14 protein-coding genes are annotated in these 13,075 nt (G+C 71.0%); 11 read left to right on the top strand and 3 right to left on the bottom strand.

From position 1 onward, the window contains the following. Positions 1-63 precede the first annotated feature (63 nt). Both FKR81_RS33565 and FKR81_RS33570 read right to left on the bottom strand, forming a co-directional pair. Positions 64-963, bottom strand: a complete 900-nt coding sequence (locus tag FKR81_RS33565; RefSeq protein WP_146358252.1) for a PucR family transcriptional regulator — start codon at positions 961-963, stop codon at positions 64-66. A 102-nt stretch (positions 964-1,065) separates the two neighbouring features. Then, positions 1,066-2,076 carry a methyltransferase gene (locus FKR81_RS33570; RefSeq protein ID WP_146358253.1) on the bottom strand — a complete coding sequence of 337 codons (1,011 nt, stop codon included), beginning with the start codon at positions 2,074-2,076 and terminating at the stop codon, positions 1,066-1,068. A gap of 255 nt (positions 2,077-2,331) precedes the next feature. Between FKR81_RS33570 and FKR81_RS33575 the strand changes: the two genes are divergently transcribed. The 11 genes from FKR81_RS33575 to FKR81_RS33625 all read left to right on the top strand — a co-directional run bounded on the left by FKR81_RS33575 (position 2,332) and on the right by FKR81_RS33625 (position 12,423). Next, positions 2,332-3,042 (top strand): streptomycin biosynthesis protein, encoded by a 711-nt coding sequence (locus FKR81_RS33575; protein WP_146358254.1) that lies wholly within the window; start codon positions 2,332-2,334, stop codon positions 3,040-3,042. Between the two features lie 8 nt (positions 3,043-3,050). Then, complete coding sequence (locus FKR81_RS33580; RefSeq protein ID WP_328593175.1) at positions 3,051-3,560, top strand: isochorismatase family protein; 510 nt, start codon at positions 3,051-3,053, stop codon at positions 3,558-3,560. Next, a complete protein-coding gene (locus FKR81_RS33585) occupies positions 3,557-5,419 on the top strand; it encodes a chorismate-binding protein (protein WP_146358256.1) in 1,863 nt (620 codons plus the stop codon). The genes FKR81_RS33580 and FKR81_RS33585 overlap by 4 nt, the downstream gene beginning before the upstream one ends. Next, positions 5,416-5,706: a hypothetical protein gene (locus FKR81_RS33590; RefSeq protein WP_146358257.1), complete on the top strand. Its 291-nt coding sequence runs from the start codon at positions 5,416-5,418 to the stop codon at positions 5,704-5,706. Before FKR81_RS33585 ends, FKR81_RS33590 begins: the two co-directional genes overlap by 4 nt. A 90-nt stretch (positions 5,707-5,796) precedes the next feature. Next, positions 5,797-6,255: a PhzA/PhzB family protein gene (locus FKR81_RS33595; RefSeq protein ID WP_146358258.1), complete on the top strand. Its 459-nt coding sequence runs from the start codon at positions 5,797-5,799 to the stop codon at positions 6,253-6,255. 84 nt (positions 6,256-6,339) lie between these two features. After that, positions 6,340-7,734, top strand: coding sequence for an ABC transporter substrate-binding protein (locus tag FKR81_RS33600; RefSeq protein WP_146358259.1), 1,395 nt, complete (start codon positions 6,340-6,342; stop codon positions 7,732-7,734). Then, complete coding sequence (locus FKR81_RS33605; RefSeq protein ID WP_146358260.1) at positions 7,731-9,548, top strand: ABC transporter permease; 1,818 nt, start codon at positions 7,731-7,733, stop codon at positions 9,546-9,548. The genes FKR81_RS33600 and FKR81_RS33605 overlap by 4 nt, the downstream gene beginning before the upstream one ends. Next, on the top strand, positions 9,548-10,234 hold the full coding sequence (locus tag FKR81_RS33610; protein ID WP_146358326.1) for an ABC transporter ATP-binding protein: 687 nt from the start codon (positions 9,548-9,550) through the stop codon (positions 10,232-10,234). The genes FKR81_RS33605 and FKR81_RS33610 overlap by 1 nt, the downstream gene beginning before the upstream one ends. Beyond that, on the top strand, positions 10,231-10,884 hold the full coding sequence (locus FKR81_RS33615) for an ABC transporter ATP-binding protein (RefSeq protein ID WP_146358261.1): 654 nt from the start codon (positions 10,231-10,233) through the stop codon (positions 10,882-10,884). The genes FKR81_RS33610 and FKR81_RS33615 overlap by 4 nt, the downstream gene beginning before the upstream one ends. Next, positions 10,881-12,125 carry a choice-of-anchor P family protein gene (locus FKR81_RS33620; protein WP_146358262.1) on the top strand — a complete coding sequence of 415 codons (1,245 nt, stop codon included), beginning with the start codon at positions 10,881-10,883 and terminating at the stop codon, positions 12,123-12,125. Before FKR81_RS33615 ends, FKR81_RS33620 begins: the two co-directional genes overlap by 4 nt. 4 nt (positions 12,126-12,129) lie before the next feature. After that, positions 12,130-12,423, top strand: coding sequence for a hypothetical protein (locus tag FKR81_RS33625; protein ID WP_146358263.1), 294 nt, complete (start codon positions 12,130-12,132; stop codon positions 12,421-12,423). Here FKR81_RS33625 and FKR81_RS33630 read toward each other — a convergent pair. Next, entirely contained in the window at positions 12,412-13,062 is a 651-nt protein-coding gene (locus FKR81_RS33630; RefSeq protein WP_222598489.1) for an O-methyltransferase, read from the bottom strand. The two genes, FKR81_RS33625 and FKR81_RS33630, sit on opposite strands and share 12 nt — an antisense overlap. Between the last annotated feature and the right edge of the window lie 13 nt (positions 13,063-13,075).

Here is a 13,075-nt window from a genome sequence, read left to right on the forward strand (position 1 = left end):
CCGTCGTCGCTGTGGGGCCAGATCTAACCGACGATCGTCTTTCCACACAACCAGGCATGCGGATCATCTGACGGCATCGGCGACGTAGGCGGCCGTGAGCACCTGCATGCCGCGCCCGCTGGTCGGGTCGCACCCGGTGATGTGCGCGATGCGCTGCAGCCGGTAGTCCAGCGTGCTGCGGTGGATGAACAGGTTCTTCGCCGCCCTGTTGCGGCTGAAGTCGGCGTCGATCAACGCGGTGAGCGCGTCCCACAGCAGCGCGTGCGCCCGCAGCGGCTCGATGACCGCGACCAGCGAGTCGGTCACCTCCTTGTGGCTGGTCACCGCGTACTCGACCAGCACGTCCGATAACGCGTACGCGCCGCTCGGCCGCCTGCCCGCCGTGACCAGCCTCAGCACGTCGGTGGCCTCGCGGAACCCGTCGGCGATGTCCTCCCTCGGCCGGGTGGCCGTCGCGAGCAAGCCCTGCCCGCCGAGGCTCTGGGTGAGCCGCCCGGTGACCCGGTCGGCGTCCTCCGCGGGCACGAGCAGGACCAGGTCTCCGTCGTGGCGGGTCGTCAGCACGGCCTCGTGCAGCGCGGGCCTGCCGTCCGCATCGGGGGAACGGACGACCACGACCAGGTACCTGGCGGCGAGCCGGTCGAACACCTCGGGCGGGACGGGCCGTCCGGCGATCAGGTCGGCGGCGAGGTCGCGCGGCGCCGCCTGCTGCCGGAGGCCGTCGAGGAAGTCCGCCAGCAGCGCACCGCCGCTCCGCACCAGCTCGACGAGCTCGGGATCGTCCCCGGCCGCTCGGGCGAGCGCGTCGACCAGCTCACCCGGCGCACCGCCCGTCCAGTGCTCCCCCGCCGCCCGCACCGCCGCGCGGAACTCCTCCAGCCGAACGTGAATGCCGGCCACCGGACGCAGGTTCGTGCGCCCGCGGCCGACGGTGTCGTCCCATTTGGCAACGGTTTCTGTCACGTCGAACCCCCAGCAAAGTTTTCGGATGACAGAGTGCAGACAGATACCCCGCCACTGGAGAGCGACTGAATTCCCACTGCAGCGGTCTCAATTCGTTGCGTTTTATTCCACAACAGGCGCGGCAATGATGGCGGTCGTCTCAACTGGAAGGCCCGCGACGCGTTCCACCGCGAATCCGGCACGGCTCAGCAGTTCGGTGTAGCACTCCAGCGTCCGGTGCTTCCCGCCGTTCGTCATCAACAGGTGCAGGTCCCACAACGCGGGCAGGACGCTGGGCGCGGACTCGACCACGACCCGTTCCAGGATCACCAGCCTCGCCGACGGGTCCGCCATCGCGGCCCGGCAGTTCGCGAACACACCGACGACGTCGTCATCGCTCCAGCCTGCGAGCACCCTGCACAGGAAGTAGACGTCGCCACCAGCAGGAACGGCCTCGGTCATGTCACCGTCGACCAGCTCGACCCGGTCGAGCCCGACCGTCGCAGCCAGGTTCTGCCTGGCCACCGGGATCACGTGCGGACGGTCCATCACCTTCGCGCGCGCGTCCGGAACGGCAGCGAGTATCGCGGCCGTGAGCTGGCCGGGACCGGCGCCCACGTCGACGAACGTCTTGGCGGACAGGTCGATCGCCTCGGGCACGTGGTCGAAGAAGAGGTTGCCCGCCTTCATCGCCAGCTGGAAGCGCTCGCCGAGGTCGCCGTCGCGGCCGAGGCGCTGGTAGAGGGGTTCACCGAACGCCGCCTCGAAGCCGGCGGTGAGCGTGCTGATGGACGTCTCGACGTGCGCCCAGGCGGTGTAGAACTCCTCGCCGTAGAGCAGGCACATGTGCCGCAGCGAGTCCGGTGTGTCCGTCAACAGCGCGCTGACCTGCGTGTTCCGGTACCCCTCGACGCCGTCGCCGTCGAACAGCCCCATGGCCACCAGCAGCCGCATCAGCCGGTGGACGCCCTCTGCCGACGCACCGGTCGCCGCGGCCAGGTCCTCGTCGGTGTTCCGCCCGGCGTCGACCAGGTCCGGAATTCCGAGTTTCACCGCAGCGTAGACGCATTGTGCGCGCCATCCGCCGGTGACCAGATCGACCACTTCCTCAGCGGCCTTCAAGTCGACCTTCACAGTTAGGGCCTTTCTGCCGACGACTCACCACCTGCCGTTTTAGCTGCCAGATGAAAACGTTGTCAACAACTGTCGGAACAGCGCGGTGTCATCTGTGTGACAACTCCGAAGAACTCGGATCATCCCGAACAAATCGGAACCGCTTCTCAGCGACTTGAGGAGGTTCCTCATTGCTCGGCGGATTGCGCCGCCGGTGAACCGCTCTCGATCATGGATCGGCGTTCCCCGACCGGAACGCGGCGAAGGACGGAGCCCGTGCACCAGCCACCTCTCCCCGACCGCAAGGCCGCGGCAGCGCGCGTTCTGCTCGAGTGTCCGCAGTGGTCGGACCGGATGATCGGCGACGCGACCGGCCTGTCGACCAAGACCGTCGCCGCCGTGCGGAACCGGCTCGGCCGCCACACCCCGGCGCGGGTCGGGCGCGACGGCCGCGTCCGGCCGACCGACGGCGCCGAGCGGCGGCTGCGGGCCCGTGAGCTGATGACGGACCAACCGCACCTGTCGCTGCGCCAGGTCGCCGCCGCCGTCGGGATCTCGCCGGAGACCGCCCGCGCCGTGCGCCGCGAGCTGCATGACCGCGACCGGACCGAGCCCGCACCCCACCGCGTCCCGCCGGGGCGAACCGACCTCGCGGCGCTGCTGGACCAGCTGCGCCACGACCCAGCGGTCCTGTTGAGCCACCACGGCCGCGTTCTGCTGCGGCTGCTGCACCTGCAGCTGCACGCGCGGACGTCGTGGATCGACCTGGCCGACCACGTCCCCGTCCACCGCCGTGACGAGCTGGCCGAGTTCGCCAGGCAGAACGCGGCGGTGTGGCGGGTGTTCGCGGACCGTCTCGACCGTGACCCGGAAGGTGCTGCATGCCCGGTATCCCGCCCATCCACCCCTACCGGTTGCCCGCCCCCGGCGACCTGCCACCCTCGGTCGCCTCGTGGACTCCCGACCCGGCGCGCGCGGTGCTCCTGATCCACGACATGCAGCGGTTCTTCTTGCGCCCGTTGCCTTCCCCGATGGCCGAGGAGCTGGTGCGGAACGTGACGGCGCTGCGCGACCGCTGCCGCGCCGACGGCGTCCCGATCGCGTACACCGCGCAGCCCGGTGGCATGTCCGACGCCGAACGGGGGCTGTTGAAGGACATCTGGGGTTCGGGCATGCGGGTCGACCCGGTGGACCGCGAGATCGTCGAGCCGCTCGCGCCCGAGGACGGCGACTGGCTGCTCACCAAGTGGCGCTACAGCGCGTTCCACCGCTCCGACCTGCTCGCGCGGATGCGCGCGGCCGGTCGCGACCAGCTGGTGATCTGCGGCGTGTACGCGCACGTCGGCGTGCTGATGACGGCCGTCGACGCGTTCACCAACGACATCGAGACCTTCGTGGTGGCCGACGCCGTCGCCGACTTCTCCGCCGAGCACCACCAGCTGGCGCTGCGGTACGCGGCCTCGTGCTGCGCCGTGGTGCTCAGCGTCAAGGAAGTGCTCACATGACCGACCTGCTGGACCAGGTGCTCGGCTCGCCCGAGCGTCCCTTCGCGGTGCTGCACCGGCCGGTGGCGACAGGCCCGGCACGGCTGGAGGTCCTCGTCGGCGACGTGTCGACCGCGGCCGCGCTCGCCGACATCGCGGTGCCCGACGAGCCCGGATCGCAGGCGTTGGTGGTGGTTCCGCACCGGCAGGTCGCGGAACGAGGACTCGCGTGCGTCGACGACGGAGCACCGCTGCTGGTGATGCGAGTGCGCGAGCACGAGATCCTGCCGAAGGCGAGTGCGCTCGAGCGGTTGCCCGACCACCCGGTCCACCTGTCCGGCGCCCGGTTCGACGTCGACGACACCACCTACGCGGGCATCGTCCGCCGCGTCGTCACCGACGAGATCGGTGCGGGCGAGGGCGCGAACTTCGTCATCAGACGGTCGTTCGTCGCGGAGATCGACGACTACCACCCGCGGCGCGCGCTGGCGTTCTTCCGGCGGCTGTGCGAGCAGGAGTCCGGCGTCTACTGGTGCTTCGTGGTGCACACCGGTGACCGGACGTTCGTCGGCGCCACCCCGGAACGGCACGTGAGCCTGCGCGGCGGCATCGCGACGATGAACCCGATCAGCGGCACCTACCGGTACCCGGCCGACGGGCCGACGCTGTCCGGCGTGCTGGACTTCCTCGCCGACGGCAAGGAGATCGACGAGCTCTACATGGTCGTCGACGAGGAACTGAAGATGATGTCCCGCATCTGCGACGACGGCGTCCGGGTGGTCGGCCCGCGGCTGAAGGAGATGACCCGGCTCGCGCACACCGAGTACCTCATCGAGGGCCGCACCGGCCGGGACGTGCGGGAGATCCTGCGCGAGACGGCGTTCGCTCCCACGGTGACGGGCAGTCCCGTCGAGAACGCGTGCCGCGTGATCGCCCGGCACGAGCGGCGCGGCCGCGGCTACTACGGCGGCGCCGTGGCGCTCATCGGCCGCGACGACGCCGGGCAGCAGACCATGGACTCCGCCATCCTGATCCGCACGGCCGTGATCGACCGGGCGGGCCGCCTGGAGATCGGCGTCGGCGCGACCCTCGTGCGCCACTCCGACCCCGTGTCGGAGGCGGCGGAGACGCGGGTCAAGCTCGCCGCGCTGTTGTCGGCGTTGCAGGAGCGCGCGGTCCGCTGGCGGGAGCACCCCGACGTGCAGGCGGCGCTGGACCGGCGCAACACCCGGCTCGGCTCGTTCTGGTTCGCCCGGCGCGACGGGCACGCGGGCGGCCCGCTGTCCGGCAGGCGCGCGCTCGTCGTCGACGCCGAGGACACGTTCACGTCGATGATCGCGCACCAGCTGCGGTCGCTGGGGCTGCACGTGGTGGTCCACCGCTTCGACGAGCGGTACGCGGTGGACGGTCACGACGTCGTGGTGCTCGGGCCCGGCCCCGGCAACCCGACGGACTCCGGCCACCCCAAGATCGCGCACCTCGACGCCGTGCTGCGGTCGTCGCTGCGGCTGCGTCAGCCGTTCCTCGCCGTCTGCCTGAGCCACCAGGTGCTCTGCGCCGCGCTCGGCATCGACCTGGTCCAGCGGGACGTGCCGAACCAGGGCGTGCAACGCGAGGTCGACCTGTTCGGGGCGCACGAGGTGGTGGGCTTCTACAACACCTTCGCGGGGCACGTCGCGCACGACCGCGTCGACCACCCGCTAGCAGGCCCGATCGACGTCAGCCGCGACCCGCTCACCAGCGAGGTGCACGCGCTGCGCGGCGACCGGTTCGCCTCGGTGCAGTTCCACCCCGAGTCCGTGCTGACGCTCAACGGGCCGAACATCCTGCGCGGGCTGCTGGAGTCCGTCATGCCGGTGCGCGAGGCGCAGGTCCCGTGAAGGCCGTGATCGCCTGGTGGGACCCGCCGTGCGACGTCGCGGCGCTGCGCGCGTCCCTCGACGAGGAGGCGTGGGCGGCGGTGCCCGGACTGGTCGCGAAGTTCTGGATCTCCTCCCCCGACGGGAAGTGGGGCGCGGTCATGGTGTTCGAGTCCGCGGACGCCGCACGGCAGGCCCTGCCGCCGAACCGGTCGGCGGAGCTGATCGGCCGCCCGGCTTCCGTGCGCCACGCCTTCGACGTCGAGGCGCTCGTCACAGCGACAGCAGGAGAACGAGCACGGCTGTGAACGCACCGGCGAACAGCGTGTCCAACCGCGGAGCATCCCGGTTGGACACTTCCTTGACCTCGAGCGGAGCGCTGCAAGAACGTGTCCGGCATGACGAACACCGAGCTGCGTGACCAGAACCGCGCCGTCGTCGAGGACTACCTCGGCCGCTACGGCGAGAACCGGCTGACCCGGTACCTGTTGTTCACCGAGGACGGCAGCGCGGGCCTGTACACGGCGGACACCGCGGAACCGATCGTGTCGACCGGGCACGAGAAGCTGCGGGCGCACGGCGAGTGGTCGCTGCGGATGTTCCCGGACTGGAAGTGGTTCAACATCGAGGTCTTCGACACGCAGGACCCGAACCGGTTCTGGGCGGAGTGCGACGGTGAGGGCCAGATCCTCTACCCCGGCTACGAGCCGGGGCACTACCGCAACCACTTCCTCCACCAGTTCGACTTCCGGGACGGGCTGATCGTCCGGCAGCGCGAGTTCATGAACCCGTTCAACCAGCTCCGCGCGCTCGGCATCGACGTGCCGACCATCAACAGGGGCGGCATCCCCACCTGACGGTAACCAACCAAGCGTCCGCTTGGGTGAAAGACGCGAGAAGTTCTCGCCTCTGGACCGATCAGGTGCGTAACCTTCGCCCACATGCGTTGCAGGACTGCCCTTGTCGCGCTAGTCGCCGCTGTGCTGATCGCAGGCTGCGGAAGCAGGCTGACGGACGAACAGCGCGCGGCACTCGCCGCACCACGAGGAGCAGGAGCCGAGGCACAACCGGGCACCCCCGTCGAGGACGGCGCGGCGCCCGGCCTCGACGGGGTCCCCGGCTCGACGGGTGCCGCCAACCCCACCGGTCCCGCCGGCCAGGCACCGCCGGGCAGCATCGCGTCCGGGTGCACCGGAACCGGTGGTGCCACGGACAAAGGCGTCACGGCCGGCGACATCACGATCGCCAACATCTCCGACGTCAGCGGGCCGGTTCCCGGCCTCTTCCAGTCCGCGCAGCAGGCGACCAAGGCGTTCGTCGAGTACTTCAACGCCACCCAGGGCGCGATCTGCGGCCGCAAGCTCAAGCTCGTCTCGTACGACTCGCGCACGGACAGCGGCGGCGACCAGCAGGCCACCGCACAGGCGTGCGAGCAGGCGTTCGCACTCGTCGGTTCGATGTCCGCGTTCGACCAGGGCGGCGGTCCGGCCGCGGCCGGGTGCGGCATCCCCGACCTGAGGGCGTCTTCCGTCACCGCGCAACGGCAACGCACCGCGGTGAGCTTCGGCGTCGCGTCCAACCAGGTCAATCTGGTGTCGTCGGCGGGGCCGGACCTGGTGAAAGCGAGTTATCCCGACACAGTCGGCAAAGCGGCGTTCCTGTACCTCAACGCGGACGCCAGCGCGCAGAACGCGCGCAGCATGCAGAAGGCCGCCGAACAGCGCGGGTTCACGTTCGTCTACACGCAGGCCATCGACATCGCGGACGTGAACTACGCGCCGTACGTCGCGCAGCTCAAGGAGAAGGGCGCGCGGGTCGTGTACTGGATCGGCTCGGCGCAGTACGCGGTGCGGTTGCAGCAGGCGATGCGGCAGCAGGGTTACACGCCGGACGCCTTCGTCACCGATCCCACGGCGTACGACCCGCAGTACGTGCGGCAGGGCGGCGCGGCCGTCGACGGCACGGTGGTGTTCACGAACGCCACGCTGTTCGAGGAGGCCAACGCGCAGCAGAAGCTGTACCGGGACTGGCTCGCGCGCGTCGCACCCGGCGCGGCACCCAGCTACTTCGGCATGTTCGCCTGGGCCGCCGCGGCGCTGTTCGTGAAGACGGCCGTCAAGGTCGGCCCCCAGTTGACGCGCAAGGCGATGCTCGACGCGCTCCGCGGCGTGCACGACTACACGGCAGACGGGCTGGTCGCCCCGCAGGACGTCGGCGGGAAGCGCACCTCGGCGTGCATGGCGCTGGTCCGGCTGAAGGGCGGGACGTGGAGCAGGCTGGGCCCGGCGTCCGGGTTCTCCTGCGGCTCGCTGATCGACACGGGCGTGGGCGGATGACGGCGCTCCTCGCGTACACGATCTTCGGCCTGGTGACCGGCGGCGCGTACGCCGTCGTCGCGAGCGGGCTCGTGCTGACCTACAGCACCTCCAAGGTGTTCAACGTCGGGCACGGTGCGATCGGCATGGTGATGGCGTTCCTGTACTGGGAGCTCGCCGAGAACCGCGGCCTGCCGCAGTGGCTCGCCCTGCTGGTCGTGGTCGGCGGGTGCGCGCCCGCGTTCGGGCTGTTGATCGAGCGGTTCGTCATGCGCAGGCTCGCCGGTGCGCCGGTCGGCGTCACGCTGGTCGCCGGCGTGGGTGTGCTGGTCGGGCTGATCGGCGCGGCACAGGTGATCTGGCCGCCGCAGGCCCGCCCGGTGCGACCGTTTCTCGACGCGTTCGGCGTCCACATCGGACAGTCGTTCGTCAGCGGGCACGACCTGGTGACGCTCGCCTGCGCGGTGCTGGTCGCGACCGGTCTGTACCTGCTGCTGAACCGCACCCGCACGGGTCTCGCGATGCGCGCGTGCGTGGACGACCCCGCACTGGCGGGCCTCTACGGCATCAGGCCGACGCGGCTGTCCGCACTCAGCTGGGCCATCGGCTCGGCGCTCGCCGCGCTGGGCGGCATCCTGCTCACCCCGGTGGTGCAGCTGGACTACGTGACGATGACGCTGCTCGTGATCACCGCGTACACGGCCGCGCTCGTCGGCCGGTTGCGCAGCCTGCCGTGGACGTTCGCCGGCGCGCTGGGACTCGGGCTCGTGCAGTCCTACGCGGTCGCCTACCTGCCGTCGTCGCAGTTCTGGATCGCCTTCCGGGCGGCGATTCCCGCGTTGCTGCTGTTCGTCGTGCTGCTCGCGCTGCCGCAGTCGCCGCTGCGGATCGGTGGCGTGAAGGGCTCCCGCGGGGTGGCGGTGCCCAACGCCCGGCTGACCGCGGTCACGGCCGCGGTGTTCCTGGCCGTGGTGCTGACGCTCGCGCTGGTCGTCGACGCACCGGTGGCCGGGCAGCTCGCGCTCGGCGTGGTGTTCGGCACGGTGCTGCTGTCGATGGTGCTGCTGACCGGGTACGGCGGTGTGGTGTCGCTCGGGCAGTTCACGTTCGTCGGGGTGGGCGCGGTGACCGTGGCGCGGCTCGGCACCTCGTCGCCGTGGGCGTTGCTGGCCGGTGCGGCGGTGGCCGGTGCCGTCGGCGCGCTGGTGGCACTGCCCGCGTTGCGCGTGCGCGGGCTGTACCTCGCGCTGGCCACGCTGGGCTTCGCGCAGCTGATGGACAAGCTCGTGCTGCAGTCGCCCATCGCGTTCGGCGTCCGCGGCAGCCTCCAGGTGCCGCGGCTCGCGGGCGTCGGCTCGGCGCAGGCACAGCTCGTTCTCGCCGGGATCGTCTTCGCACTGGTCGGCGCGGGTGTGCTGGCCGTGCGGCGCGGGCGGCTCGGCCGCAGGCTGATCGCGGTCAGGGACAGCCCGGCGGCGTGCGCGACGCTGGGCGTGAACGTGCGGTGGATCAGGGTGGGCGTGTTCGCGCTGTCCGCCGCGATCGCTGGGCTGGCGGGCGGGCTCTTCGCGCAACTGCGGGAAACCGTGGCGGCGAGCGACTTCCAGCTGTTCAACAACCTGCCGCTGCTGCTGTTCGCGGTGATCGCCGGGGTGACGTCGGTGACCGGCGCCGCCCTCGGCGGCCTGCTGCTCATGCTGCTTCCCCTGCTGCAGAGCGGGTTCCCCGCGCTGGCCGGGGTGCTGGTCGTCCTGCTCGGAGTCGCGGCCGCTGGACTGGCCCGCGACCCGAACGGACTGGTGAGCTGGATCTTCCGCGCCTGGCGGCCGTCGTGATGCGGGTGGACGGCGTCACCGTGCGCTTCGGTGACGTGGTCGCCGTGAACGACGTGACGCTGTCCGCCGATGCGGGCGCGGTGACCGGGCTGATCGGCCCCAACGGCGCGGGCAAGACGACGCTGTTCGACGTCATCACCGGGTTGCGCAGGCCGTCGGCCGGACGGGTGCTGCTCGACGGCGCGGACGTGACGGCCAAGGGGCCGCACCAGCGGTCACGGCTCGGTGTGGCGCGGACGTTCCAGCGGCTCGAGGTCTTCGGCTCGCTGACCGTGTGGGAGAACGTGGTGGTGGCGCTGGACAGCCGCCGCAGGCCGGCCAGGCTGGCCACCGAGTTGCTCGACCGGGTGGGGCTCGGTGAGTTCGCTTCGCGGCAAGCCGACACCGTGCCGACCGGCGCGGCGCGGCTGCTGGAGCTGGCTCGGGCGCTGGCCACCGACCCGCGGCTGCTGTTGCTCGACGAGCCGTCGTCGGGGCTGGACCGGCAGGAGACCGACGCGTTCGGGGCGTTGTTGCGCGAGCTCACGGCGGAGGGGCGCGCGGTCGTGCTGGTCGAGCACGACATGGACCTCGTGATGGGCTGCTGCGACCGCGTCCACGTGCTGAACCTCGGTCAGCTGCTCACGTCCGGCACACCGGACGAGGTCCGTTCGCACGACGGCGTGCGGGAGGCGTACCTCGGATGATCGAGCTCACCGACGTGCACGCGGGATACGGCCGGATCGAGGTGCTGCGCGGAGTCTCGTTGTCCGTGCCGCGCGGCACGGTGACCGCTCTGCTCGGCCCGAACGGCGCGGGCAAGTCGACGCTGGTGAAGGTCCTCAGTGGACAGTTGAGGGCGACCAGCGGCCACGTGCACCTCGGCGGCGTGCACGTGAACGACGCCTCGCCGGACGACCTCGCGCGGGCGGGGCTGTGCACGATCCCGGAAGGCCGCGCGATCTTCCCCAACCTCACGGTCGCGGAGAACCTCCGGCTCATGCGGGGAGACCCGGAGATCGTCTACGACCGGTTCCCCAAGCTGGGACAACGCCGCAGGCAGCTGGCGGGCTCGATGTCCGGTGGCGAGCAGCAGATGCTCGCGTTCTCCCGCGCGCTGGTCACCGATCCGGCGGTGCTCGTCATCGACGAGCTGTCGATGGGCCTCGCGCCGATCATCGTCGCGGAGCTGTACGACGTCGTGCGCGAGCTGGCCGAGGACGGCGTCACGATGCTGATCGTCGAGCAGTTCGCCGAGACCGCAACAGCCGTCGCCGACCAGGTCGTCGTGATGGCGGACGCCGACGACCTGGCAGCCGAAGATCTCACGACCGTCTACTTCGGAGGGACGCGATGAGGTGCGTGCTCGCGCTGCTGCTGGTCCTGCTCTCCCCCGCGCCCGCGCACGCCGACGTGGGCGGGTTCACGCTGACCGCGCGGGCGACGCCGGTGTCCGTCCTGCTGCACACCGACCTGCTCCCGGTGCCCGCTGAGCCGCAGGGCGAGGTGCACCTGTCGTACACGCAGACCGAGCTCGGTTCCGGACCGATCGGGCGATCGCTGGCGAGCTCGCTGTGGCCGGGCGCGGCCATCGGCACCGGGTTGCCGCAGATGCTGGGTTTCGCCTACCCGGTGCAGGTCAACGCGGCGCACCCCGGCGGCCCCGGCGACGAGACGAAGTCCGGGATGCGCGCCCGCGCCGACGCCACGAAGGTCGAGTCGACCGCCGGTGCGCCGCAGGAGGTTCCACTCCTGCTCACTATGGACGGCCTCGCGTCGAGCAGCACCAGCGCGATCTCGGCTGCCGAGGCGCGGTCCACCGCCGTGACGTCCGCGCAGACGATCACCTTGCTGTCCGGTCTGATCCGGTTGTCCGGCGTGCGCTTCGAGTCCGTCGCGGTCAGCGACGGCGCGCGGGGCACGGGCACCAGCTCGTTCTCGATCGCCGCGATCACCGTGGCGGGCAAGGACTACCCGGTCAAGGCGCCGGGCCAGGTGCCGGACGGCCTGCTGAAGGCACTGGAGCCGCTGGGTGTCACGCTGACGTGGCCGAAGTCGGAGACGAAGATCGAGAGCACCTCCGCGACGTCCACCAGCCAGGGCCTGAGGCTCACCGTGGACGTGCTGGCGCTGCGCAAGAAGCTCGGCCTCGGCGGACTGCTCGACGGCGTCGTCGCCCCGTTGCTGCCGAAGGAGCTGGCGCCGCTGCTGAACCCGTTGCGCAAGATGGAGTTCATCATCGGCGACACCACGGCCACCGCGAACGCCTCCCCCGCCGCGCCTGCCGTGAACGCCCCGCCCCCGGCCGCTCCGGAAGTCCCCGCGGCAGCGCCACCGGCCGTGGCACCCGGCTCGCCCGACATTCCTCCCGTCGCCGGGATCGCACCGCCTCGCACGACACCACCCGCACGGGCCGCGGCCAGGAAACCCCAGTCGCTGCTCGACTTCCCCGGCGTGCCCGCACTGATCGTGCTGGCCGGCCTCGGCGTCGCGGCGGCGGGCGCGCACGGCATGCGCTCGCTCGGCGGCTTCCTGCTCGGCGGCGCGCCCTGTCCCTCCGGACATCCCACCGGTGTCCCCGACCTGCGCAACGGGTGAACCCATGACCATGCACGACCGCGGGCGCGCACGCCTGCGCGCCGGACTCGGCGTCGTCGGCACGCTGTTGATGACGTGCGGGATCGCCGCGATCCTCTTCGCCTGGTGGGGCACCGCCCACACCGGGTACGTGTTCGAGCAGATCCCCTACTTGGTCTCGGGCGGGCTGCTCGGCCTCGGCCTGATCGGCGTCGGCGGCTTCCTGTACTTCGGCTCCTGGCTGACGAAGCTCATGGAGGAGCAACGACAGACCGCGCAGGCGTTGCGAACGCTGCTCGAGGAGCGTTCAGCCGACTGATCCGGCGGTCCAGCAGCTGATCTCCATGCCGTCCTCGACGGGGAACGCGACGGTGACGTAACCGTTCGCCGGGTCGCGGACGTAGGCCAGGTAGTCGGCCATCGTGGGGAAGGTGATGTCGTCCGCCACCACCAGCGCGCCGGGCTCCAGCCTGGACTCCAGCTGTCGCAGCACCGGCAGGCAGAGGTTCTTCCACCCGTCCAGCAGCACGAGCCCGATCGGACCGGGCAGCTCCGTCAGCGTCTCCAGCGCGTCGCCCTCCAGGATCGTCACGTTCTCGCCGACACCGGCGCCGTCGAGGTTGGCGCGCGCGTGGGCGATCTTGGCCGCGTTCATCTCGGTGCCGTACACGTGGCCCGTGCCGTTGTCCGCGACCGCGGCGGCCAGGTACATCGTGGAGATGCCGAACGAGGTGCCGAACTCGACGATGGTGTCCGGCCGTGCAGCCCGGACGAGTGAGTAGAGCAGGTTGCCTCCCTCCGGGGAGATCGGCAGGTAGAGGTCTTCCAGCAGATCCGCGCGCTCCTGCGCGGACGCGGACTCGGAGACGGGCTTGCGGATGCTCTCGTCGAGCTCGGCGGCGGCGAACATGCGCTCGAGCGCCTCGCGAACGCCAGGACTGTGCAAAGTGTTGGTCACCTGAGCTAGAGTA

Origin of the sequence: Lentzea tibetensis (assembly GCF_007845675.1) — a bacterium.
GTDB classification, from domain to species: Bacteria; Actinomycetota; Actinomycetes; order Mycobacteriales; family Pseudonocardiaceae; genus Lentzea; species Lentzea tibetensis.